Below are 24,991 nucleotides of genomic sequence, written 5' to 3'. Positions count from 1 at the left end.
ATACCAAGTGCATCAACAGGATGCAAGCACAGTGCTGACAGATGGATTCGCGTTTACCGAGTGCCCGCGCTGGCACGAGGGTCGCCTCTGGTTCGTCGACATGCATCTGAACAGAGTAGTGTCCGTACTTCCAGACGGCAGCGGCGAATCCACAGTTGAAGTCCCCGGATCGCCCGGTGGTATCGGTTGGTTGCCGGACGGACGATTATTGATCGTTCTGATGGCAGAACGGCAGATTCTCCGACTCGACGACAACGGTTTGGTGGTCCACGCGGATCTGTCCGAAACAGTCGCGACCACCCTCAATGACCTGGCAGTCGATACCTCCGGCCGTTGCTACGTCGGGGAAACCGGCTTCGACCCCCATGAATATCTGACGACCTCCGCTGATATCGAGCGGGTTTCGAGCGGAACCTTCGAGTGCCCTGAGTCAAGTCGCGTGTTCCTAGTCGATCCCGACGGAGAGTATCGGGAAGTTACATCAGGCTTGTCTTTCGCAAACGGAATCGTCATCGACGAGAAAAGTAATCTTCTCTTCGTGGCCGAATCCTTCGGAGCACGTTTGAGTCGGTACGATCTGCGACCCGACGGGGGATTGGCAAACAGGACAGAACTGTTCCTGGGTTTTGCGCCGGACGGCATCGCGATCGACCAATGGGGCTGCGTGTGGGTAGCGGACGTATTCGGTCGCGCTGCACAACGTATCGACAGAAACGGAGCGCTCCTGGAACGAACGAACACCGAGCAACTCTGCCTCGCGTGCACAGTGGGCGGAGTCGACGGCGATCGACTTTACCTGTGCTCTTCACCGTCACTCGATCGCGCCGAGTGCTTGCAACGACTTGGATCGAAACTGGAGTCGCACATAGTTCGGCCGCCGGTACAGTGGAACGATATTCGGCCGACGTAGCAATGATGACGCTCGGCGAAAGTCGATCTGGCGCGATTTTCGTCGATCGGCTCGCTCGCGGCGTGGGCGCACTTGTCGACCCCAATGGTGACATCCGAGGTGTCCTCGACGGGTAGACGCAGGTCGGCGCTGGGACGCGTGACGGTCTCTTCACCGCCTCGCCTAAGCTAAGTCATGCCACAGATGCCAGCGGTCGGCCGTCCGGAGGACCGGATCGGATGCCTTCGGCATAGGCGCCCTCGACGCGGCCACGGCACCGCCTCAGCGCAGGGATGGTCCGGCAGCGAGTAGCGACGCGGTCAGAGATACGGGCGGCGAGCAGATCGATCGGCCTGCTTATGACCATGTCTAGATGAGGAGGCCGTACACGTCACCGCGGCGGATCGCGAAGTCATCGATTAATCCCGATGTCGGGATTAATCGATTTATCCCGACCACGGAATTATCCCGACATGGGTATCGGGTGGTGACCCGGATGTGTTGTTCGGGTGGGGTTCTGGGGTGTGTGGGCGTGACATGTCGTCGGGATAATTACAGGCTTTCGAGGAATGCGAGCAGGTTGTCGGGTGGACGGCAGCGGCCCGGTTTGGAGGTGTGCGGGGTTGTTCGTGCCAGGGCGCGTTCCTTGATGCTCATGTCGGCGTGGAGGTATGCGTTGGTGGAGCGGATGTCCGCGTGTCCCATCCAGAGGGCGATGACCGCGACATCGACGCCTGCCCGAAGCAGGGTCATGGCGCAGGTGTGACGGAGCACGTGGGGGGTGAGTCGTTTGGCCATCAGGGAGGGGCAACGCCGGGCGGCGGTGGTCTTGTGGAGGGCGAGACGCGCTTCGACCGCGTCGTCACTGAGCCGGCGACCGGTCCGAGTCGGAAAGGCGGGGTCCGTGCGGGTGCCGCCTCGCTCTCGGAGCCATGCTCGCAGGATCGCCGCCGTGGTAGAGGTCAGGGGGACACCTCGTTGTTTACGTCCCTTGCCGGTGCACCGGACGTGCGGGTGACGATCGAGTTCGATGTCGCCGCGGGTCAGTGCGGTCAGCTCGGACAGTCGCAGGCCGGTCTGGACGGCCAGGGTCAGCATGGCACGGTCGCGTCGGCCCTCCCACCGGTGCGGGTCGGGGGCGGTGAGCACGGCCTCGACCTCGTCGGGTTCGAGGAATGATACGTCGGCCTTGTCGTGACGTTTCTGGGGAATCGCCAGGACCTGGGCGATGAGCGCGGCGTGCTCGGGGTGGCGAAGAGCGGCGTAGCGGAACAGCGACCGCAGTGCGGCGAGTCGGGCGTTGCGGCTGCGGGCACTGTTGTGCCGGTCGGTTTCGAGGTGGTCCAAGAACGCGGAGATCACCTCGGTATCGAGATCGGTCCAGTCGAGCGTGGCGGGGGCCTTGCCGGTGCGGTCCTGCACGAAGGTCAGCAGGAGCCGGAAGGTGGTGCGGTAGGAGCGGATGGTGGCGGGGCTGGCCTGACGCTGCTTGATCATCCGTTCGGTGAAGAACCGTTGCATGGTGGGGGCCAACGCGGTCATCTGTTTGTCCCCCTTGCCTTCTACATGCGGGTGGCCGCGAGGTCCAAGAGTTCGGGTGCCGCGGACAGATACCAGTAGGTGTAGGTCGGGGTGAGATGGCCGAGGTAGGTGGACAGGCTCGGCAGTAGGGCACCGACGTCCTCACCGGCCCGATACCAGCGCACCAGCGTCGCGACGGCGAACGAGTGCCGCAGATCGTGGATCCGCGGAGGCCGGGGTGCGTCGGCGCCGACACCCGAACCGGCGATCAGTGCACGAAACGTGGCCCCGAAGTCCGTGTAGATGATCGGTATCTTTTTGGCGGAGACGAAGAACGTCGAGCGACCGGGCGTGGGCACGTGCCGGTCGCGAATCTCCCGGTAGGTGGCCAGGGCATCGACGGTGGTGTGGTGCAGGGGCAGCTCTCGGGACTTGCCGAATTTGGTGTTGCGCACGATCAAAACTCCCTCGGCCCAGTCGATGTCGCCGTGTTCGAGGGCGATCACCTCGCCGATCCGCATGCCGGTGGCCGCCAGCAGTCCGATCATGGTGGCGAAGGTGGCGGCCCGCAGCGGTGTCGGGACGAGGCGGGGTACCTGCGCCATCAGCGCCTCGACGTCGTTGGCGGAGTAGATGAACGGGGGCCGCCGGTGCTGCCGGAAGACGATCAAACCCACCGGGGGGATCTCGGTGGCGGGGTCGATGCCGGACATGTGGCGGGCGAAGCCGCGCACCACGGTCATCCGCCGCGCCCACACCGAACTGGTGGGATCGGCATCGGGACGTTGCACCCACTGCAGGGCCACGTCGACGGTGATCGTCGTGACGCCGGCCGCGTCGAGGTAGGCGACGAAGCGGGGAAGCAGTCGGGCGGCCTCATCGAGCCGGTGTCCCAGGGCTCGGCGCAGCCGCAGGTACTGTTCGGCCTGCTCGGCGGAGCGCGCTCATCGCCGTGTCCCGGGCCAGGGCTGGGCGACCGTGCGTAACACGGCCCGATCGATCTTGGCGTAGCCGGAGGTGGTCCCCAGATCCGACTGACGCAGCACCTGGGCGATCTCGATCAAATCGGCACCCTGGCGCAGCAGCTCGGTCGCCAGCGCGTGCCGGAGCCGGTGACCACCGACCCGTGCCAGGCCGGCTCGCCGACACGCACGGTAGACGATCCCGGTGATCGTGCTCGGGTGCATGGGCCGTGGAGGCGCGTAGATGGTGAGCAGCAACTGCGGACACCCGCACACCGGGCGCCCGTCGGTGAGGTAGTCGACGAGGGCCTGACCGACGTCGACGGGGAGCGGGAGACGATCGCGGCGGCGGGCCTTGCCCCGCACCACGATCTCCCCGGCCCGCCAGTCGACGTCGCCGAGCCGAAGGGCGGCCACCTCCCCGGAGCGCAGACCCAGCCGCGCCAGCAGCATCAAGATGGCCCGGTCTCGCCGTCCACTCGCGATGCTGCGATCGCATCCGGCCAACAGGTTGTCCACGTCGGCGGCGCTCATCGTCGCGGGTAATCGGGCACCGCGCCAGCTCGCCACCGGCGGCATGGCGCCACCCAGGTCCGTCTCGAGGATCCCGTCCAGATACAGAAAGCGCAGCAGCGCCCGCAGATCGGCGGCCTCTCGCTTGGCCGACTCGACCGTCAGCCGCGAACCGGCCTCGAGCATCCAGTCCGCGACATCCGTGCCGGTCAGATTCCCGATACCGATCTCGTCTCCGGTGCGCGATGCCCGACCCGCCAGGAATCGGCGCGCGAACCGCTCGTAGCGTCGAATCGTGGTCGGGGCCAGTCCCCGCACAACAATCAGATGGTGGCGATAGCGGACCAACATCTCATCACGACTCGTCGGCGTCGCCAGCGTCTCGAGCGGTACCACCTGCAGCTCCCGCAGATACTCCAACAGGCGCGCCACGGTCGCCACCGTCGGCACCCGCCGACGACCACTCGCCCGCCGGGATGCCAAGAATCCTTCCACCAGAGCAATACTCAGGTCCTCGACCGCAAGACCCTCGCCGGTCAGCCATCGATCGAGCTGTCCCATCAACACCATGTGGTGCCGGATGGCGCCGGGTCGGTGCCCGAGTCTGCGCAACTCCTCCTCGAAGCCCTCCGTGAACGGCACCAGCGGTCCCGCACCACGCATCCATGAAATCGTGCCCATCGGACACCTCCTCCGTCGGTGGAGCAACCTGCCCCACCGACAGAGCCTGGAACACGCGGGATTATCCCGACCCGAATTCATCCGGAGATGCACCCACCTGCATCAATACCGCCGCTTCCATACCCGTATCGGGATAATTCCGTGGTCGGGATAAATCGAGTAATCCCGATGTCGGGATTACTCGACGATTTCGCGATGCGCCAGCACACCACCACCCAGTCCGACGACCTCTACGACCTGGTCTCGGACCGGGCGATCGCCGGCAAACCCCTCATTTTGACCAGCAACCGCGCCCCAAAGGACTGGTATCCGCTATTCCCGAACCCGGTCGTCGCCGAGTCCCTCCTCGACCGGCTCATCAACACCAGCCATCAAACCCTGATGGACGGACCCTCCTACCGACCCCGAAAACGACCCGGACACCGCACCGCCAGCGCAACTTGATCCGCACCCCACCCGCTCGGGTTACCCTCGACTCAGCACGCCCGAGCAGGGGAATTACGTGAAGGACACCCCTGGGGGGACTGTCCGGTAATCGGTTGATCTGAGTCTGGCCGACACGCCGAGCTTTGCTTGGCGGGAAGGCGGAATCATGACCGAGACACTCGATCCTATGGATCAGACGAAGATCGATCACCAGAAGTTGGCGCAGCAACTGCTGGCGCAGGCCAAGGCTGACGGCGTGGAACTGGTCGGGCCGAACGGACTGCTCAACCAACTCACCGCGAACGTGCTCGAGACCACTCTCGAGGCAGAGATGGAGGAGCATCTGGGCTATGAGAAACACCAGGTCGAAGGGAGAAATGGAGGGAACTCCCGCAACGGCAGACGAGCGAAAACGGTGCTGACGGAGATCGGACCGGTCGAAATCCAAGTACCCCGTGATACCGATGCCTCGTTCGATCCCCAGATCGTGAAGAAACGACAGAGACGGCTCACCGGTGTCGACGAGATCATCTTGTCGCTCTCATCGAAAGGCCTCACCACAGGTGAGATCGTCGCCCATTTCGATGACGTCTACGGCGCCTCGGTGTCCAGGGAGACGATCAGCAAGATTCCCCCAAGCACTTCGTGCAGGGAGGTACCCCCACCGACAAAGTCCTCGCGGAGATGGCCGAATGGTCCGTCCGGCCCCTGGACCCGGTGTACCCGGTGTACCCGGTGATCTCCATCGACGCCATCCATGTCAAGGTCCGGGACGGTCAGGTCACCAACCGGCCGATCTATGTCGCGATCGGCGTCACTGTGAACGGGGAACGCGACATCCTGGGGCTATGGGCCGGTGACGGTGGTGAGGGATATGGAACGCGCACAGGTTCCTTTCCGGAGTTTCGTGCTGCTGCCTGAGGTTTTCCCACTGATCGGCGTGTCGTTGATCTTCGAGGTGTAAGCCCGCAAGTTAAGGTACCGCCATGAAACCCCAGGTGTGAGGAAGGTGTGCGGTGGGTGACGGGCGACTGCGGGTGATCCCGGGCGAGGTCACGCCGGTCGTGGCGACGCGAGATCCGCTGCGGTTCCAGGCCGAATGCGTGGAGGCGTTCGTCGCGTCGTGGACCGTGCGTGGATTCGCGGACTCGACGATCGCGAACGATGTCGGTGTGCTGGAGCGGATGCTCGCGGGGCTGGGTCGGCCGGTATGGGAGGTAACCGCCGCCGATGTCGACCGGGTGGTGGGCGAGCTGGCCAGCTCGGGCCGGGCGGTGTCGACGCGGCGGAACTATCTGCAAGTGTTCAAGGGCTTTCACCGGTTCCTCGAGGTCCGCAAAGCGGCGGAGATCGAGGCAGCGTTCGGGGTGCGGCTGGCCTGTCCGCTGGACGAGTTCAACGCCGCGCGCCACGTCAGCGACGACGCACCGGCCGCGGAGGCGCCGCCGGCGCCGGAGCGGGTGGCGGCGTTCTTCGAGTTCCTCAAGGCGCGGATTGCGACCGCCCGCAAGTACGGCCCGGCCGCCCGGGACTATGCGTTGTTCCGCACGCTGTATCACGCCGGGCTGCGCGCCGAGGAGGTCGTGATGCTCGACCGCGGCGACGTGCACTTCGGGCGCGGCACGTTCGGCAAGCTGCATGTGCGGTTCGGGAAGGGCGCCAGGGGATCCGGGCCCCGGCCCCGGTGGGTGCCGATGTTGGACGGGCTGGATCTGGTGCTGCGTTGGTATCTCAATGACGTGCGTGGCCGGTTCCCGGACAGCTCGGTACTGCTGTGCGACGAGTCCGGCGGCCGGATGGCCGCGGCCACGATCCGCAACCGGCTGCGGCACCTGATGAGCGTGGAAGGACGGCCGCAAGCGGAGTGGTTCAGCCCGCACGCGATGCGCCGTGCCTGCGCCACCCACAACTACGAGCGAGGAGTGGATCTCGTTGCTATCCAACAACTCCTAGGCCACTGGACGGTCGCGTCGACCATGCGGTACGTGCGCCCGTCCGAAACGTTCATCGAAGACGCCTACCAGCGCGCGATCTCGTCGACGCTGACCGAGTTGACCGGCCAGGAGTGAGCATGCAGATCAGATGGAAACTCCGGATGGCCGCCGCCCACCGCGAGGTCTGGACCGGCACCCAGCTGCAACGGCTGCTCGCCGAGAAGGCCGGATTAGAACTGTCCTCGGCATCGGTGTCGGCGTTGTTCACCAAACAACCCAGCCAGCTCAAGCTGACCACCCTGATCGCGCTGTGCACCGCCTTGGACTGCACACCGAACGACCTGTTCGACATCGATACCACCCCAGTTACACAACCGATCTCATCGAACCCGGCCAAGATCGCGGCGAACGACACACAGGCGTCGCGGCGAGGCCGGTCGATGCCGCCGATCTGAGCATGACCCGCCGGATCCGGGACTGCCGCCGCTGCGGCCGCGCGGTCGGCAAACCCGACCGTGACCTGTGTGCACGCTGCCACTGGGCGGCCTCGCACGCTCCGGTCAAATATCGTTGCCCGGGCTGCGGTGCCGACCGGGTCCTGCAGCCGGGCACCGGTCGTTGCGTGCGCTGCTCGCGCACCTGCCGACAGTGTCAGGCCCCGGTGTTGTTCGTCGACCGTGACCTGTGCAAGGAATGTCTCCGACGGCAACGGCGAGACGCCGATCGAGCCGACTGCCCACGCTGCAGCAAACGCCGGATACTGCGATCCGACACCGGCTGGTGCGGCCCGTGTTCACATCCGGGCCGGCCACCGAATCCGGATGCGGTCTGCGTCGACTGCGGCCGGGTCACCCGGCTCTACGGTGCCGGACGGTGCCGACCCTGTTGGGCACGCTCGCCGCACAGGATTGCCGTCCGCGCCGCCAATCTCGCCGAAGCACTGCCTACTCCGCCAGGCTGGCTTGGTACCTTCGCCGCCTACCTGGTCGGCCGCCATCACCCCAGCCGCGCGTGCGCCATGCTCACCCGACTCGGCAAACACCTGACCGACGATGCCCCGGTGCATCCGCAGGCACTGCTGGACGCTGTCGCCACCGATGTGCCGCTCGCGCGGGCCCTCGAGGACTTCCTCACCGCGAGCAAGCTGGCTCTGCCGCCGGACCGGGACGAACGCCGCGCCGCCGTCCGCCGCCAGTCCCGCATCGACGCGGTCCCCGCACCCCTGCGACCAGCCGTGGCCGGATTCGCCGAGCACCTGGTCGCCGGCCGCGACCGCGCCCGCCGCACCGGCACCCAGCCCCGCGGGCACGCCACGCTCGAAGCGCGCTTGACCGCCCTGCGCGACTTCACCGAGTTTCTGACCACCCGCCGCGGCAAAACCGACTGGGCCGTCGTCGATGTCGGCGACGTCGAAGCGTTCTTGCACGCGCATCCCCGCCGGCGCTCCTTCTATCTGACCGGTGTGCGGCAGTTCTGCCGCTACGCGCTGCGCCGACGGTTGCTGCTCATCGACCCCACCGCAGGGGTGCAAGCGCCGCAGACCATGGCATTCCGCGGACCGACGCTTCCCGTCGACCGCCAGCGCGAATTGTTCCGGCGATGGAGCACCGACCCCGACGTGCACCCGCATGAGGCGTTCGTCGGGCTGGCCGCCCTGCTGCACGGCGCGACCACCCAGGACCTGCAGCACCTCACCGACGACGACATCGACCATGACCAGCGCCGCATCAGGCTGGGGCGTCGACCGCATCCCACTCCGTTGGACCCGTGGACCTGGACCGCGCTGCACCGCTGCCTGCAGCACCGGCGGAACCTGAGCAGCGGTAACCCCCATGTGCTGATCACCATGCAGACCAAGGCCACCCGCACGGCCGCCTCCGACAGCTACGTCAAGCACACCCTGCGCGCGGTCGCTATCCAACCCAGAATCCTGCGCTCCACCCGACTGGTCGACCTCGTCGGCACGGTCGACGCCAAACTCGTCGCCGCCGCCTACGGCATGACCAACGAGGCAGTCATCGCCTACCTCTTCGACCACGTCGACACCGCCCGCCTGCCGAACCCGTGACAGTTCAGGCGCCACCTCGCACACGTTCGCGCGAACATGTGCGCTTTTGCGAAGTTCTGGCTCGCCGTCCTCACCGAGCTCAAGCATCGAGGTGTCGCCGATGTGTGCATTGTGGTGTGTGACGGGCTGAAGGGCCTGCCGGACGCGATCACCGCGGTGTGGGATCGAACGATTGTCCAGACATGTGTCATTCATCTGCTCCGCAACACGTTTCGGTACGCGTCCCGCAGATACTGGGACGAGATGTCACGGGATCTGCGACCGATCTATACCGCTGCAAACGAGGCTGCGGCGCGGGAGCAGTTCGACGAGTTCACCGGCAAGTGGGGCTCGCGGTATCCGGCGATCATCCGGCTCTGGCAGAACGCCTGGGAGGACATCGAGTTCGTGGAGAGTGCCGTCCTCGGTGACGATTCCCTTCACTGTCGCCTTCGCGATCGGGTTCTCCTTGACGTTCACCAGTGTGACGATGGGGCGGTTGAAGGTTTCGTAGTTTCCCGAGTCGCACAGCGGCCGCCGCGCGTACAGGTCGGTGGGGGTGAGCTTGCGGGCGGTCTCCGGGTCCGTGACGATTTCGGCGGTCTTGCGGCGGATGAACTTTGCCGCCTCTTCGTTCGTGTCCTCGTCGGTGGCGATGTCGCCGAACGTCTCGAACATGAACCGAAACCCGCCTCCCTCGTTCCACGCCTTCTCGTACACGGCTTCGCGTTCCTCTGCGGAGAGGTTGAAGGTCTCGACGGTGCTCTCTACGAAACTTATGGCGGTGCTCGAGTTGTGGACCTGGTCCCAGGATCGCGTCGAAGTTGTCGCGGTGATGCTGAATTTGTTCCGGGGTGAGCTCGCGGTTACCGGCGGGCACGCTGTACTGCGGGGTGCGCTCGAACGATGTCAGATGCGCGGCGATCGGGGCGCTGGCGGTGATCACCTGGTTGCCGGTCGATCCGTTACCGATGACACCGACCCGCTTGCCGGTCAGGTCCAGGTCCTCGGGCCACGCGCCGGTGCACCAGGCGGCGCTCGAACGTCTCGATGACCGGGAAGCTGGGCATATTCGTCGCGGAAAGCAGACCGAGGCCGGTGACCAGGAACCGGCACTGGTACGTCACGCCGCGGTCGGTCCGCACGGTTCAGGTGCCCGAGGTCTCGTCGAATTCGGCGTCGGTCATGCCGGTTTCGAGCTGGATATGCTCACGCAGGCTGTACCGGTCGACGACGCCGTTGAGGTACTCGAGGATCTCGGGGCTGGGTCACGAACTTGGTCTTCCACGGGGTCTGCTCGTACAGGTCCTGGTCGAACGAGTACTGGTAGACGAAGCCCTAGGGGTCCGACAGATCTTCGGGATACTTGTTCCAGTACCAGGTGTCACCGACTCCGCCGGCCTTGTCGATGGCGACGGCGTCGAGGCCCAGCTCGTTGCGTTGCTTGTACAGCATGTAGATCCGCCGAATCCGGCTCCGACGACGAGGGCGTCGAGCTCCTGGACCTGATCGTGGGCGGTTGCATCCATGGCACATGTTCCTTCGGTCTCGCGTGGTGTGGCGTGCGCCACTTGCTTGGCACCATCATGGAAGGGGACACAGGTGCCGTAGTTGTTCCAATCTGAAAGCGCGGCCGAACATCTGCTGTGACTTGCGACGATACTTGAATTGGGCGCTCGAATTCCTCGAAACATTGCGGTTGGTGAGTCAAGAGCGGCGGCACGCCGGAGCGCTCGGAAGTGGATCAGCACACCCATGCGTACGTCCGTGTTCGGTAAGACCTCGTGGTCCGGAGTTGTCATGCGGGTGCCGGTCCCGGCCCGGTCCATTCGCCGCCCGTGTGCAGCAGTGGAGCGACCAGGAACCGGCGGATGCAAGTGTGCCGAGTGTGGCGGTGCTCGTGATGACGAACGCACCGCCACACTCTTGGGTCAGCTACTTTACGACGCGGATCGCGTGGTCCTCGACGTACTCGCTCATGCCCGCTTCGCCGAACTCCCGTCCGATACCGCTCTGCTTGACACCGCCGAAAGGCATACGCAGGTCGAGGGATTCGAATGCGTGCGAGTTGATGAACGTACTGCCGGCCTCGATTTGACGCGCGATTGAAAGCCCGCGATCGATATCGGTAGTCCAGACTGATGAGCCGAGCCCGTATTCGGAATCGTTCGCCCACTCCACGACCTGAGTTTCGTCGTCGTAGGCGATGAGGGGGATGACGGGTCCGAACTGTTCACAACTACTGATCGGCGCGGAGTGTTCGACGTCGCGAACCACGTGCGGGAGAACGTAGTACCCGTCACCGGCCGAGTCGAGCTTCTTTCCGAGCTGGAAGATCGTCGCGGAGGAGTTCTTCGTCCCCTCGATCAGATTCGTGACGCTGTCGAACTGGGCCTTGTTGTTCAGCGGTCCGAAGCTGGCGTTTTCGTCCAGGCCGTGTCCGACGGCGTACTGGTCGACTCGTTCGCAGAAGGCGTCGGCGAAGGTGCCATACAGCGAGCGGGGTACGTAGATGCGCTTGACCGCGAAGCAGATCTGCCCGGATCGGGTGAACACACCCTTGAGCATCCGGTCCAGAGCGGCATCGATGTCGACATCGTCGAGGACGACCGCCGGGTCGTTGCCACCGAGTTCGAGGGTCAGATTCTTGATCGTGCCTGCGGCCGAGGCCATGACGTGCCGGGCGGTGGCGGTGCCGCCGGTGAAGCCGACCTTGCGCACCAGCGGATGGGAGGTGAGTGCCTGTCCGACGTCCGCGTTTCCGTGGACGACGTTGACCACACCCTCGGGAAGCTGTTGCGCGATGCGTTGCAAGGCCAGGGTCAGCGCGGCAGGCGCGAACGGAGACGGCTTGAGCACGATGGTGTTGCCTGTCGCGAGCGCGGGCGCGAGCTTCATCATGGTCAGCACCACGGGCATGTTCCACGGCACGACCGCTGCGACGACGCCGCGGGGAACGCGCTCGATGCTGATGAAGCTCTGCTCGTCGTCGTACTGGACGGGGGTGAAGAACCCGTCGACGAGACTCGCGGTGTGCTGGAGAACACCAGTGCCGAGGGCGAAGTCGGTTTGAGCTTCCCACAGCACACCGCCGTGCTCGCGGACGAGCAGCGGCGCGAGGTCCTCCGCGCAGTCGGCGAGCACGTCTGCGGCGCGGAGCAACAGCTGAGCCCGCTCGGTGGGCGGGACGTTCCTCCACGACGTGAACGCTCGGTGCGCCAGTTCCACCGCCTGGTTCACATCGGCGGGGGTGCCGACTGCGACGCGGGCGACGATGTCGTCGAGGCGGCCGGGGTCACGGACCTCGTCGCAGTTGTCGACGTCGGTCAGGGTGTGGCCGATGAGGTGGCCGATCGACAGGACATCGTGGGTGGTGGTCATGAGATTGCTCCTTGGCTGGTTGCGGGGATTGGGGTTTGCCGGTGCGGGGGTGTGCTCAGAACACGACAACTGGCTTGATCGTCGACCCGTCCGCGGAGTCGGCGAACGCGGTGTTGATGTCGGCGAGGGAGTAGGTGCGGATCAGCTTGTCGAACGGGAATCTGCCTTGTTTCCACAGTTCGACCAATCGGGGGATGAACACCTGGGGCACCGAACTGCCCTGGATGATCGTCTTGAACGTCCACCCCTTGACCAGCGATGCGCCGATCTCGAAGTTCACCTCGGTGCCGGGGGCGGCCGCACCGACGAGGGCCAGTGTTCCTCGAATTCCGAGGGAGTCGGCGGCTTGGCGCAGCACCGCCGGTACCGCGGTGGTGTCGATGGCGTAGTCGACGCCGTCCCCGTTCGTGATCTTCTTCAGTTCGTCGACGACATCGACGGTGCCGGCGTTGACAGTGTGCGTGGCGCCGGTCTGCTGGGCGAGCTCGAGCCGGGAATCGTGGAGGTCGACGGCGATAACGGTGGTGCATCCGGCGACGCGGGCTGCCATGATCGCGGCCGAGCCGACGGCGCCGGTCCCGAATACCACGAGGGAGGTTCCCGGCTCGGGACGCAGGTCGTTGAGGACGGCGCCGGCACCGGTCTGCAGGCCGCAGCCGAGCGGGGCGAGGGTGGCGAGTGGCGCTCCGGGATCGACCTTGACGACGCTGGTCTCGACGACGTTGGCGTGCGTCGCGAACGAGGACTGCCCGAAGAAGTGGGAGGAGATCGGTGCGCCGTCCACCGATAGTGCCGTCGTGCCGTCGTGTCGGTGTCCGCCGAAATCTTCTTCGAAGAGGTTCTCGCAGTATGCCATTCGACCGGACCTGCACTGCCTGCAGTGCCCGCAGTAGGCGGCGGACAGGACGACGTGATCGCCCACATCGACGGTGGTGATTGCCTCTCCGATCGCCTCGACGACGCCGGCACCCTCGTGGCCGAGGACGGCGGGGAGAGGGGGGGGGTAGATGCCGTCGCGCACGATGGCGTCGGTGTGGCAGATGCCGGTGGCGACCATTCGCACCCGCACCTCGTTCGAACGCAGCCCGTCGAGCTGCAGGTGCTCGATGGTGAGTGGTTCGCCGGTGGTCCGGGCGACGGCGGCGGTGACGGTCGTGGTCATGAACTCTCTTCTCTCGGAATGAACGGCTATCCGGTCAGCTCGCTGCGGCCTCGACGAGGGCGGCGGCGAGCGGCTCCGGCTGGGTGATCTGGGATTCGTGGCTGCCAGGGGTGTAGATCACGGGTGCGCCTGGAAGCCGTTCGGTGAAGCGAGGGGCCCAACCGAATTCCCCGGGCGGCAGGGCGAGGTCATCCTTGGACAGCACGTAGCTAGAGGGCAGTTGGAGCCGTTCCCACTCGTCGAGGTCGAGGGACTCGTTCATGGTGTGGAACGGTTGGCTTTCGAGCAGTGGGTAGACGATGCGTTGGGTCTCGGGGGATGCGTCCTGCATGAAGGCGGCGCAGAACACTTCGAACGGGAACGTCACCGAGTTGTCGGTGGAGGCTGCCGCCGAGGCGCGGAACATGTCGCCGTAGGGGGATGGGCACAGATCGATCAGCGACTCTCCGGTCTGGGGAACGAACGCGCTCCAGTAGACCAACCGGGAGATGCGTGTCGCGAGTCGGATGGAGGCGCCGGAGACGGGGAAGCCGCCCCAGCTGTGTCCGACGAGGACGACGTCGGTGAGGTCCCGCTTCTCGACGTAGTCGACCAGGTAATCGACCGAGTCGGCGAGGTGGATGTCGGATTTCGTGTCTTCGGTGCCGAGTCCGGGCAGGGTCGGCGTGTACACGCGATGTCCCTGAGCGCGCAGATAGCCGGCCACGGGACGCCAGGACCAGCCGGCGTGACAGGCGCCGTGGACGAGGACGAAGGTTGTGGACATGATGTCTCCAATCGAGGGGCGTCAGAGTCGTTCCGACGATGCCGAGGCCGTGAGCTGCGAGGTGGCGGGAACGCTGCTCGGCGAAGGCGTGCTTGCGGCCGAGCGGCTGACGAGGGTGACGGCGAGGCAGCCGAGCGCGGCGAAGGCCGCGAACGCGTAGAAGTTCCATTCGACTCCGAGGGCGGAGGAGGCGATCCAGCCGCCGAGGATCGGGCCGAAGATGGCGCCGACGCGGCCGAGTCCGAGTGAGAGTCCCAGGGCGGCGGTGCGCTCGTTCTCACCGAAGTAGGTGGCGACGTAGCCGTTGACGAGGATCTGGGTGCCGACGGTGCCGAGTCCGGCGACAGCGACCACGGCCATGGCAGCAGCAACCGGTAGTCCTGTTCCGAGCGCGAGTATTGAGAGCACAGCCAGCACGAATGAAGTGACGGTCACCGGTTTGCTGCCGAATCGGTCAGCGGCTCGCGATGCCAGGAGAGCGCCGATGATGGCTCCGAGGTTGAGCATCAGCAGGAAGTTGAGCGAGCTCCCGAGGGAGTAACCGGATTGGCGCATGATGTTGGGCAACCAGGTGTTGACCCCGTAGACCAGGAGTAGGCCGCAGAACGAGGCGACGACGAGCAGGAGCAAGGGGATCCGGCGGGGGCCGGTCACCAGCGCCGCCATGCTGCCGTTCGACGTGGTGGCCGACGGTGCGGGAAGGTCGATGCCGAACGTGTCGGCGAGCGTCCGCGCTTCGCTGGTTCGGCCCTTGCCGGCCAGGAATGCGGCGGATTCGGGCAGGTACCGCCAGGCCAGGGGCACGATCGTCACCAGTGGCAGCAGGCCGAGGGCGTACATTATCCGGAAGCTGTTCTCCGGCAGAAGTGCCAGCGCGGCGAGGGCGGAGAGCATGCCGCCGACGGAGTAGCCGCTGTACATGAGCGCATTGTGGAATTGCCGGCGCGACGGCGGTGAGTACTCGACGGTCAGTGCGATGACGGTGGGGACGACACCACCGAGGCCGAGACCGCCGAGGAAGCGCAGCAGGCCGAACACCTCGGGGTTGGGGGCGAGCGCGGTCAGGCCCATGAGCACGGAGAAGGAGATCAGCGAGCCGAGGATGATGGCGCGGGCGCCGATCCGGGGGGCAAGCCACCCCGACAACAAGGCGCCGAGCAGCATGCCGACGAGCGCGTAGCTCCCGATCGCACCGACCTGGCCCGCATCGAGGTGCCACGGCTCGTAGGCGAGGAGCGAGGGCACGGTGGCGCCGTAGACGACCAGGTCGTATCCGTCGTAGACGATGATCACGAAGCAAAGGGCGACGATCGAAGCGCTGGAACGCCGGGCGCCGGGGCCGTGGGGTGCGGATGTGGTCAGGGGGGTCAACTGTTTCCTCCGGATGTGGGGGTGTGGAGGCAATGACGGGACGTCCGATCAGGGCGTGGGGGTCAGACGCTGGGTGCTGATCGGCCCGGTACGCCCGCACGTTGCTATGTGAGCACAGTCACTATGTGACATGATTCGATAAGATGTCAATACCGATGACACATATGCTGGTCGACGACGAGAGTTTCGATCACGGGCGAAGGGATGGCACACATGCGACCACGGGCGCTCGTGTTCGATTTGTACGGCGAATATTTCCGCTACACCGGGGGGGCAGCCAAGCTCGGGGCCCTGACCGAGCTGATGGGGGTCTTCGGCGTCGAGCCGGCCACGGTGCGGGTGGTGATGGCACGCCTGCGCAAGGAAGGGTGGTTCGACTCGGCGAAGAATGGGCGCGAGGTGTCGTACCTGCTCAACGACAAGAGTTGGCACCTGCTCGACGACGGCCGCACCCGCATCTTCGAACGACACTTCGACGAGTGGAACCGCACCTGGACGCAGGCGCTCGTCGACGAGTCCAGTCTCGATCGAGAGCGGCGTAAGCGAATCGAAACCGCATTGACCTGGTGGGGATTCGGCTACCACGGCGGAACGGCATGGTTCTCGCCGCACGATCGCGAAAAGCAGCTGCGCGAAATGCTTTCCGGCGACGACGAACTCCATATTCAGTTCCTGCGCAGCCAGACCGCGGGCCTGCCGAGTGACCGACTCATCGCCGAACGGTGCTGGGACCTGCGGGAACTCGGCACCGACTATCAGGGTTTCATCGAAGAGTTCCAACCCCGGCTCGTGCGCTACCGCCGCGGGCTGGGCGGGGCTGAGGCGTTGATCGAGCGAATGCACCTGATCCAGGAGTATCGGAAATATCCCTTCCGGGACCCCGACCTCCCCGAATCGCTTCTACCGCCGGGCTGGCGTGGCCGGGACGCCCATGAGGTGTTCACCGAATGCCACGACACGCTGCGCGCAGGTTCCGAGGAATTCGTCGTCCACATCGCTGACAACATGTAACAAAAATCTTGACTCATCCGCCTAACGTGTTACATAGTTGAGTGAGAGTTCGCCCGAGATCCGGGCCACAGTCACACGAGGGGCCGACATCGATGTCCATCCCAGATCACAACCAGACACCTGACGCGGCACCGCTGCGAGTCGCCTGCATCGGCGGGGGGCCCGGCGGATTGTTCTCCGCGATCGCGCTGGCGCAGACCGTGCCGGGAACCACCATCGACGTCTTCGAACGCAACAACGAATCCGACGTCTTCGGATTCGGGGTTGTCTTCTCCGACGCGACGCTCGACAACGTCGACCGGGTCGATCCCGTGCTGCGGGACACCCTGGCCGAGCAGGGTCGGCACTGGGACACCATCGAGGTGCGCAGCAAGGGCGTCACCGCCTCCGCCGGTGGCAACGGAATGTCCGCCGTGCACCGCCGGGTCCTGCTCGGAGCACTGCGTGACCGCGCCACCGAGCTGGGGGCGCGACTGCACTACTCGGCCGCCGTGGACGTCGACACCCTCGACGCCAGCGGCGACTACGACCTGATCATCGCCGCGGACGGAACGAATTCTGCGTCGCGGCAGCACTTCCTGGACGAACTCGGGCATTCGGTCGACGAGGCGGCGGTCAAGTTCATCTGGTTCGGCACCACCTTCCAGTTCGACGGCCTGACCTTCCTCCACAAGCAGTCCGTACACGGCAACTTCGCCGTGCACACCTACCCGATCGGCTCCGGCCTGAGCACCTTCATCGTCGAAACCGACGAGGCCACGTGGCGGCGCGCGGGACTGGACGGCTTCGACATGTCCACCCCACCCGGGCAATCCGACCTGGTGACCCAGCGCTACCTCGAGGACTTGTTCGCCGACCACATCGACGGACACCCGCTGGTGGCCAACAACTCCCGATGGGCCAACTTCCGTACCCGCCGCACCCAGCACTGGCACACCCGCGCCGCTCACGGCACCCCCATCGTGTTCCTCGGCGACGCCGTACACACCGCCCACTTCTCGGTCGGTTCCGGCACCAAGATGGCCATGGAAGACGCCGCCGTCCTCGCCCAGACCGTCGCCGATCACCGCCGGGACCTCAATGCCGCTCTGGCCGCGTTCGAGGACATCCGCCGCCCGCAGGTCGCGAAAATCCAGGACTCGGCGATGCCCAGCCTGTCCTGGTGGGACCACTTCGGGGAGTACTACCGTGCACTCGAACCGTGGCAGTTCGGATTCCATTTCTTCAGCCGCGCCATCTCGGCCGAGAAGATGCGCGTGCGTGACCCCCGGTTCGTCTCCGATGCCGAACGCTCCTGGACCACCGAGCACAGTGCCGCGCCCCTGGACACCCCTCTGACCATCGGAGCCGTGACACTCAGCTCCCGGCTGCTACGAATCACCGAGTCCTTCGGCGACTCCCTGCAGTTCAACGACGACACGACCTCGGTGACCGCCGGTACAGCCTCCGAACCGGACGGTGCGGCGATCTTCGCCGCACCGGACGCCGACCAGACCTCCCTGGACGTGGTCACCCGTACCGAACTCGATGAGCTGTGTGCGCGCACACCGGCTGCTGTCGTGGTCCGCGGCGGCACCGCGCTCTCCCGCGTGTTGTGCGCCGAACACGTCCGCTTCACCCACCGCATCCCGGTGATCGTTATCGACCAGCCCGCTTCTCTGCGCGCCCGCCGCGCGGTCGACGAACGGGACTGCGCTGCAACGTTGATCCTGTCCGGTCGCGCCGACGCCGTCGCCTTCGAATCCGCCCCCGACGCGCATCCGCGTGTCCTCACTTCCACCGAGGTGGCGAAATGACATTGACTCACTTTCCCGCGAGGACGAATACACGACTGGATCGGCTGTTCGCCCCGACCTCGATCGCCGTGGTCGGAGCATCCGCCTCCCCCGGAAAGCTGGGGTCGGTGATGCTCGACGCGATCACTCGCGGCGGCGACGGCTCCGTGACCGCGTACGGGATCAACCCCAACAGCGCGGGCGACGGATTCCACGTGTCGCTGGCCGCCGCCACCGAATCGCACGGCACGCCGATCGACCTGGCAGTGCTTTGCATTCCGGCCGCGGCCACCCCAGCCGCGCTGCGTGAGGCCGCGGACTGCGGCGTCGGTGCCGCCCTGATCTGTTCCGGCGGATTCGCCGAGGCCGGCCCCGACGGTATCGCGCTGCAACACCAGCTCGCCGACATCACTGTCGAGACCGGAATCCGGTTGCTCGGACCGAACACCTCCGGCTTCTTCCGCCCCGAAAGCACCACCGTGAGCTTCGTGCCGACGGTCGAACACATCAACCCTGGCACCGTCGCGGTCGTCGCGGCCAGCGGCGGCATGAATCACGCCCTGTCGTTCCTGCTCTCCGAGCAGGGAGTCGGCGTCGGACTCGGGGTCGGCTTGGGCAACAGCGTCGACGTGACCAGCGTCGACGTACTCGACTACTTGGGGGGCGACCCGTCCGTCACCGCGATCGCACTGCACGTCGAATCAGTCGACGACGGCCAGGCGCTCCTCGCCGCGGTGCGCAAGGTCACTGCCGAGAAGCCGATCGTCGCGATCGTCGTCGGGCGCAGCGACGTCTCCGCCTTCTCCGAATCGCACACCGGCGCCCTCGCAACGTCGTGGAAAACCACCCGGGCGCTGCTGGGCGAGGCGGGCGCCGTGGTCGTCGACACCGAGCAGCACCTCGTCGATGCGCTCGCCGTGCTCAGCCGCACCCGACTGCAGCCCGCCCCGGCCCCCGGCATCGGCCTCGTCACCGCCCAGGCCGGCCCCGGTCTGATGATCCTCGACGAACTGCTCGCCCAGGACGTCCAGGTACCCACCCTCACCGAATCGACCCAATCCGGTTTGTCGGAACTGCTGCCGCCGTTGACGTTCCAGGCCAATCCCGTCGACACCGGACGGCCCGGCGCCACCTTCGGCGATGTCCTGGCGGCCACGGCCGCCGACCCCGGGATCGACGCCCTCGCGGTCTACGCCCTCGCCGAACCCGACGCCATCGACCTCGCCGCCGCCGTCCGCGACTCCGGAGTCCACACCGACATCCCCGTCGTCCTCGGCATCGGCGGCCCCGCCGAGGCCGTCGGCAAGACTTCCGCGTCGGCCGCAGAGATCGGTGTCCCGGTGCTGCCGAGCCCGACCGCCCTCGCCACCGGCGTCAGTGCGCTGGTGCACGACGCGCGGAGTCGCTTCCTGCGCGCCGCCGACCCCCGGCCGGCCACTACCGTCACGGCCCCGGCGATCTCGCTGCCCGCCGACGAGGCCACCGCCAAGGACCTCCTCGACGCCCTCGGAATCGCCACACCGCCCAGGCGGGTCTGCACCGACCGCACCGCCGCACACCAGGCCCTCACCGAACTCACCCTCCCGGTCGCGGTGAAGATCCTCGACGCCACGGTCGTACACAAAACGGAGATCGGCGGTGTCCATTTGGGGATCCGCACCGCGGAGGACCTCGACACCGCACTCGACGCACTCGACATCATCAAGGCACCTGCATACTTGGTCGAGAGTATGGCCACCTCGGGGGTGGACCTGTTCCTCGGCGCCCGCCGCGATCCGGTGTTCGGACCCATCGTCGTCGCCGGCCTCGGCGGCACGGCGGCAGAAGCAATCGGCGACGTCGCTATCCGCAGCCACCACCTCACCCACGCCGCGGCCGCCGCCATGCTCGACGACCTGCAGTGCGCCCCGCTGCTCGACGGCTGGCGAGGCGGCCCCGTCCTGAGCCGCGACGAGTTCGCTTACCTCGCCGTCACCGTCGCCGGTTATCTCGCCGACCACCCCGAGATCAGCGATATCGAGATCAATCCACTGCGCCTGACCCCGACCGGACTGACGGCTCTCGACGCGGTCATCCTCCCGGCACCGCATCCGCCCACCGCACTCGAAGGAGAGCCGTCATGAGCACCCGCACCCCGCTGTCCATCGACGGCGTCGTGCCCTGGCCCGATGAGGTCGCCGAGCAGTACCGCAAGGCCGGCTACTGGCAAGGAGTGTCGATCGGCTCCCACATCGCCGAGCAGGTCGACCGCCGCCCCGACGACGAAGCCCTCGTCGACGGCTCCACCCGCCTGACCTACCGGCAACTGTGGGACAAAGCCGCCTCCTGCGCCCAGTATCTGCTCGACCTGTCGATCGCTCCCGGTGACCGGATCGTGCTGCAACTGCCCAACAGCTGGGAGTTCGTCGCCCTCACCCTCGCGTGCTTCCGGACCGGGATCATCCCCGTGATGGCGCTGCCCGCACACCGCAGGCACGAACTCACCCACCTGGCATCACTGTCCGAGGCCACCGCGATCGTCGTCGCCGACACCGACCGCGACACCGACCTCCGCCAGATCGCCCAGCAGGTCGCCGCCGACGTCCCCAGCATCCAGGCCGTGCTCGTCCACGGAGAACTCTCGACCGACGCGACGCCCCACGCACCCGAACGCTCATTGGCCGCCGGCATGGACACCCCCGTCCGGTTCACCGACGCCGAATACGAACCCACCGGCGCCGACGTGGCCTGCCTGCTGCTCTCCGGCGGCACCACCGGACTGCCCAAGCTGATCGTCCGCACCCACGACGACTACGTCTACAACGTCCTCCGGTGCAACGATGTCACCGAATTCGACTCCGACACCGTCTATCTCGGAACCCTGCCCAGCAGTCACAACTTTCCACTGGCATGTCCGGGCATCCTCGGTGCGCTGTTCGCCGGCGGCCGCACCGTGATGCTGCCGTCGCCGGCCCCCGACCGGGCTTTGCGCACCATCGACGCCGAAGGCGTCACCGTCGCCACCGCCGTTCCCGCCGTCGCCCAGACCTGGATCGAACACCAACGCGAACACCACACCATGACCGGCAACACCCTGCGAGTGCTGCAGGTGGGCGGATCCCGCATGCCCGACGAACTCGCCGCACGCGTCGAACCCGTCCTCGGCGCCCGCCTACAGCAGGTCTTCGGCATGGCCGAGGGACTGATCAACATGACCCGCCTCGGCGACGACCCGGAGATCATCACGAACACCCAGGGCCGACCGGTCAGCGAGGCCGACGAGATCGCCGTCGTCGACGAGCTCGGCGACCCCGTGCCCGACGGGACACCGGGCGCCCTGCTCACCCGCGGCCCCTACACCCCACGCGGCTACTTCCGCGCCCCCGAACACAACGCGAAGGCGTTCACCCCCGACGGCTGGTACGCCAGCGGCGACATCGTCGTCCGCCGCCCTGACGGCAACCTGGTGGTCGCCGGCCGCGACAAGGACATGATCAACCGCGGCGGGGAGAAGATCTCCGCCGAAGAGGTCGAGAACTTCGCCTACCAGCTCGACGGCGTCGAGATGGCCGCCGCCGTCGCCATGCCCGACCCGAAACTCGGTGAGCGGCTGTGCCTGTACGTCACCCTCGCACCCGGTCACCAGGTCACCCTCGACGACGTCATCACCCTGATGAACGAGGCAGGCGTCGCCCGATTCAAACTCCCCGAGCGGCTCGTCATCGTCGACCAGATGCCCACCACCAAGGTCGGGAAAATCGACAAGAAGGCCATGCGCGAAGACATCCGCGACCGTCTCGCCCGCGAACACGCCACCTCCTAAGTCCACCGAGGATCGGCGACGTGTATGGCGCCGCCGCCGATCCTCGGTCTCCAATCGAAGGAGCACCACATGCATACCCCCGACCCCTCGCTCGACGACGCTCCGGAGCTGAAACAGCTCTATGCCGATTTCGAGAGCGAACACCTGAATCCGTTGTGGACCCAGCTCGGCGATCTGATGCCGATGACGCCGACGTCGCGGGCGGTGCCGTTCGTGTGGAAGTGGTCGACGCTGTATCCGCTGGCGCAGCGGGCCGGGGACCTCGTTCCGGTCGGCCGGGGTGGGGAACGCCGGGCGATCGCCCTCGCCAACCCCGGTTTGGGTGGCGTCCCCTATGTGACGCCGACGCTGTGGGCGGCCATCCAGTATCTCGGTCCGAAGGAAGTGGCGCCGGAGCACCGGCACGCGCAGAACGCCTTCCGGTTCGTCGTCGAGGGCGAGGGGGTGTGGACGGTCGTCAACGGCGACCCGGTGGCGATGCGGCGCGGCGATTTTCTGCTCACCCCGGGCTGGCATTTCCACGGCCACCACAACGAAACCGATCAGCCGATGGCCTGGATCGACGGCCTCGACATCCCGTTCGTGCACTACACCGACACCGGGTTCTTCGAATTCGGATCCGAGAACGTCACCGACGACTCCACCCCGGACGTGTCCCGGTCGGAACGGTTGTGGGCGCACCCGGGACTGCGACCGCTGATCGGGCTGGACGCGAAGACCTCCTCACCGATCGCCGCGTACCGGTGGGAGCACACCGACGCCGCCCTGCGCGAGCAACTGGCATTGGAGGACGAGGGGTATGCGGCGACCACCGAACCCGGTCACGCCGCGGTCCGCTACACCAACCCGACCACCGGCGGCGACGTGATGCCCACGATCCGCGCCGAGTTCCACCGACTCCGCGCGGGCGCGCACACCCGGCCCCGCCGCGACGTCGGGTCGACCGTCTACCAGGTGTTCGAAGGGTCGGGCCGGTTCATCCTCGCGGGCGACATCCGCACCGTGGCCACGGGGGACATGATCGTCGTCCCGTCCTGGACGCAGTGGTCGATCGAGGCCGAAACCGAGTTCGACCTGTTCGCATTCTCCGACGCCCCGATCGTCGAACGCCTGCACTTTCATCGCACCCATATTTCCGAAGGAGCCTGAAATCTCATGAAGCTTGCCACCCTGCGCCACAACGGTGCCACCGTCGCCGTCCGCGTCGATTCCGACACCACCGCCACGATCATCGACGGGTACCCGGACCTGTCCGCCCTGCTGACCGACCCGAACTGGAAGACGGTCGCGGCGAGTGCGTCCGGTGACTTCGTCAGCCTCGAGGGCGCGGATTACGCCCCGGTGGTGCCGAACCCGGGGAAGATCATCTGCGTCGGGTTGAACTACGCGAACCACATCCAGGAGATGGGCCGGGATCTGCCGGAGTACCCGACGCTGTTCTCCAAATTCAAAGAGGCGTTGACCGGCCCGTACGACGACGTGATCGTCCCGGCCTATGCTGCGGCGCAGCTGGACTGGGAAGGGGAACTCGCATTCGTCGTGGGGAAACAGGCGTACCAGGTGCCGGAGGCGGACGCCGAGTCCTACATCGCCGGGTATTCGGTGATGAACGATTACACGATGCGCGACTACCAGTACCGGACGTTGCAGTGGGATCAGGGCAAGACGTTCGAGAAGACCAGCGGCTTCGGGCCGTTCCTGACGACCACCGACTCCTACACGTTCGGCGGCACCCTTGTCACGAAGCTGGAGGGGCAGGTGGTGCAGTCCACCACCACCGACGACCTGGTGTTCACCCCGGCCAAGCTGGTGGAGTACATCTCGCACATCGTCACCTTGCAGCCCGGTGACGTGGTCATCACCGGCACCCCCGGTGGGGTCGGGCACGCCCGCAAGCCCGGTCTCTACATTCAGGACGGGCAGACCGTCGAGGTCACCATCGAGGGCCTGGGCACCGTCCGCAACACGACGATCATCAAGTAGGAGCCGTGAGCTTTCACGACCTTCCCCTGGCCGAGCGGCTGCTGATCGCCCGCCGCGGCACCGCGTACTTCGCGCAGCGCCTGGCGGAGTTGACCGACGAGCAACTGTACGAGCAGATCGCGCTGGACGGGTGGTCACGGCGACACCTGGTGGCACACGTCGGCTACAACGCGGCGGCGTTGTGCCGGCTGCTGGACTGGGCGACGTCCGGGGTGGAAACCCCGATGTACGCGTCGGCGGAGCAGCGGGGCCGAGAGATCGCCGAGGGTGCAACGCTCAACGGGACGGCGCTGCGGAACCTGTTCGACCACACCGTCGCCCGGCTCGACGAGAAGTGGCGCAACCTGCCGGATGCGGCGTGGTCGGCGCAGGTGCGGACCGCGCAGGGCCGGCTGGTGCCGGCGTCGGAGACGGCCTGGATGCGGACCCGGGAAGTGTGGATCCACGCCGTCGACCTCGGCAACGGCGGCCGATTCGGCGACTTTCCCGGCGTCGTCCTCGATTCGCTGCTCACCGACATCGTCGGTGCGTGGAAGAAAAAGGATCTCGGCGGCGGACTCGTGCTCGAGATCAACGGCGCTGCGCCGATCGCAGTATCCCCCGAATCGTCGATCACGACGAAGATCTCCGGGCAGCCCGCGGCCGTGGTGCGATGGGCTGCGGGCCGAGGGGCCGTCGGCGTGGCCCTCGACGGCGACATCGGGGAACCGCCGCGCTGGCTGTAAACTGGTGTCGATGCCGCGACTGCGGCCACCTTCGCCGAACTG

The 24,991-nt window shown here is 66.4% G+C and carries 18 protein-coding genes and 3 pseudogenes; 14 read left to right on the top strand and 7 right to left on the bottom strand.

Features of this window, described 5'->3' with window-relative positions; all coding sequences use genetic code 11:
- Positions 1–7: 7 nt before the first annotated feature.
- The gene (locus tag L1080_RS34020; RefSeq protein ID WP_250776710.1) at positions 8–910 is read left to right on the top strand and encodes an SMP-30/gluconolactonase/LRE family protein; all 903 of its coding nucleotides are present in this window, start codon (positions 8–10) and stop codon (positions 908–910) included.
- A 531-nt stretch (positions 911–1,441) separates the two neighbouring features.
- On the opposite strand, the gene L1080_RS34015 is transcribed toward L1080_RS34020, so the two are convergent.
- The 3 genes from L1080_RS34015 to L1080_RS34005 all read right to left on the bottom strand — a co-directional run bounded on the left by L1080_RS34015 (position 1,442) and on the right by L1080_RS34005 (position 4,566).
- Complete coding sequence (locus L1080_RS34015; RefSeq protein WP_250776711.1) at positions 1,442–2,431, bottom strand: tyrosine-type recombinase/integrase; 990 nt, start codon at positions 2,429–2,431, stop codon at positions 1,442–1,444.
- Positions 2,432–2,451: 20 nt separating this feature from the next.
- On the bottom strand, positions 2,452–3,216 hold the full coding sequence (locus L1080_RS34010; RefSeq protein ID WP_250776712.1) for a tyrosine-type recombinase/integrase: 765 nt from the start codon (positions 3,214–3,216) through the stop codon (positions 2,452–2,454).
- Between the two features lie 138 nt (positions 3,217–3,354).
- Positions 3,355–4,566: a tyrosine-type recombinase/integrase gene (locus L1080_RS34005; RefSeq protein ID WP_250776713.1), complete on the bottom strand. Its 1,212-nt coding sequence runs from the start codon at positions 4,564–4,566 to the stop codon at positions 3,355–3,357.
- 165 nt (positions 4,567–4,731) lie between these two features.
- Here L1080_RS34005 and L1080_RS34000 point away from each other — a divergent pair.
- The 6 genes and pseudogenes from L1080_RS34000 to L1080_RS33975 form a co-directional block, all read left to right on the top strand.
- A pseudogene (locus L1080_RS34000) lies at positions 4,732–5,010 on the top strand (ATP-binding protein); the annotation flags it as partial.
- Positions 5,011–5,158: 148 nt separating this feature from the next.
- A pseudogene (locus L1080_RS33995) lies at positions 5,159–5,865 on the top strand (IS256 family transposase); the annotation flags it as partial.
- Positions 5,866–6,008: 143 nt separating this feature from the next.
- Positions 6,009–7,061: a tyrosine-type recombinase/integrase gene (locus L1080_RS33990; RefSeq protein ID WP_250776714.1), complete on the top strand. Its 1,053-nt coding sequence runs from the start codon at positions 6,009–6,011 to the stop codon at positions 7,059–7,061.
- Positions 7,062–7,063: 2 nt separating this feature from the next.
- Positions 7,064–7,381 (top strand): helix-turn-helix domain-containing protein, encoded by a 318-nt coding sequence (locus L1080_RS33985; RefSeq protein ID WP_250776715.1) that lies wholly within the window; start codon positions 7,064–7,066, stop codon positions 7,379–7,381.
- Positions 7,382–7,944: 563 nt separating this feature from the next.
- Complete coding sequence (locus L1080_RS33980) at positions 7,945–8,994, top strand: site-specific integrase (RefSeq protein WP_250776716.1); 1,050 nt, start codon at positions 7,945–7,947, stop codon at positions 8,992–8,994.
- Positions 8,995–9,042: 48 nt separating this feature from the next.
- Positions 9,043–9,369, top strand: a pseudogene (locus tag L1080_RS33975) (transposase); the annotation flags it as partial.
- Positions 9,370–10,908: 1,539 nt separating this feature from the next.
- On the opposite strand, the gene L1080_RS33970 reads toward L1080_RS33975, so the two are convergent.
- From L1080_RS33970 to L1080_RS33955, 4 genes are read right to left on the bottom strand one after another with little or no spacing between them, the layout of a single operon-like run.
- The gene (locus tag L1080_RS33970; protein ID WP_250776717.1) at positions 10,909–12,354 is read right to left on the bottom strand and encodes an aldehyde dehydrogenase family protein; all 1,446 of its coding nucleotides are present in this window, start codon (positions 12,352–12,354) and stop codon (positions 10,909–10,911) included.
- A 55-nt stretch (positions 12,355–12,409) separates the two neighbouring features.
- Positions 12,410–13,516 (bottom strand): NAD(P)-dependent alcohol dehydrogenase, encoded by a 1,107-nt coding sequence (locus tag L1080_RS33965; protein WP_250776718.1) that lies wholly within the window; start codon positions 13,514–13,516, stop codon positions 12,410–12,412.
- 34 nt (positions 13,517–13,550) lie between these two features.
- Positions 13,551–14,282, bottom strand: coding sequence for an alpha/beta fold hydrolase (locus L1080_RS33960; protein ID WP_250776719.1), 732 nt, complete (start codon positions 14,280–14,282; stop codon positions 13,551–13,553).
- Positions 14,283–14,303: 21 nt separating this feature from the next.
- A complete protein-coding gene (locus tag L1080_RS33955) occupies positions 14,304–15,653 on the bottom strand; it encodes an MFS transporter (RefSeq protein WP_250776720.1) in 1,350 nt (449 codons plus the stop codon).
- Between the two features lie 213 nt (positions 15,654–15,866).
- Here L1080_RS33955 and L1080_RS33950 point away from each other — a divergent pair, with 213 nt between their 5' ends.
- From L1080_RS33950 to L1080_RS33920, 7 genes are all read left to right on the top strand, one after another.
- Positions 15,867–16,664, top strand: a complete 798-nt coding sequence (locus L1080_RS33950; RefSeq protein ID WP_250776721.1) for a PaaX family transcriptional regulator — start codon at positions 15,867–15,869, stop codon at positions 16,662–16,664.
- Positions 16,665–16,756: 92 nt separating this feature from the next.
- Positions 16,757–18,460 (top strand): FAD-dependent monooxygenase, encoded by a 1,704-nt coding sequence (locus tag L1080_RS33945; protein ID WP_250776722.1) that lies wholly within the window; start codon positions 16,757–16,759, stop codon positions 18,458–18,460.
- Positions 18,457–20,562, top strand: coding sequence for an acetate--CoA ligase family protein (locus L1080_RS33940; protein ID WP_250776723.1), 2,106 nt, complete (start codon positions 18,457–18,459; stop codon positions 20,560–20,562). Before L1080_RS33945 ends, L1080_RS33940 begins: the two co-directional genes overlap by 4 nt.
- The gene (locus L1080_RS33935) at positions 20,559–22,241 is read left to right on the top strand and encodes a (2,3-dihydroxybenzoyl)adenylate synthase (RefSeq protein WP_250776724.1); all 1,683 of its coding nucleotides are present in this window, start codon (positions 20,559–20,561) and stop codon (positions 22,239–22,241) included. The genes L1080_RS33940 and L1080_RS33935 overlap by 4 nt, the downstream gene beginning before the upstream one ends.
- Before the next feature lie 69 nt (positions 22,242–22,310).
- Positions 22,311–23,390 (top strand): cupin domain-containing protein, encoded by a 1,080-nt coding sequence (locus tag L1080_RS33930; protein WP_250776725.1) that lies wholly within the window; start codon positions 22,311–22,313, stop codon positions 23,388–23,390.
- 6 nt (positions 23,391–23,396) lie between these two features.
- Positions 23,397–24,224, top strand: coding sequence for a fumarylacetoacetate hydrolase family protein (locus tag L1080_RS33925; RefSeq protein ID WP_250776726.1), 828 nt, complete (start codon positions 23,397–23,399; stop codon positions 24,222–24,224).
- Positions 24,225–24,229: 5 nt separating this feature from the next.
- The gene (locus L1080_RS33920; protein WP_250776727.1) at positions 24,230–24,949 is read left to right on the top strand and encodes a maleylpyruvate isomerase family mycothiol-dependent enzyme; all 720 of its coding nucleotides are present in this window, start codon (positions 24,230–24,232) and stop codon (positions 24,947–24,949) included.
- The last annotated feature ends 42 nt before the right edge of the window (positions 24,950–24,991 follow it).

Origin of the sequence: Rhodococcus sp. MSC1_016 (assembly GCF_023667485.2) — a bacterium.
GTDB lineage: Bacteria > Actinomycetota > Actinomycetes > Mycobacteriales > Mycobacteriaceae > Rhodococcus_F > Rhodococcus_F oxybenzonivorans.
Note: the sequence above shows the minus strand (reverse complement) of the source record. Positions and strands in the feature narration are given on the sequence as shown.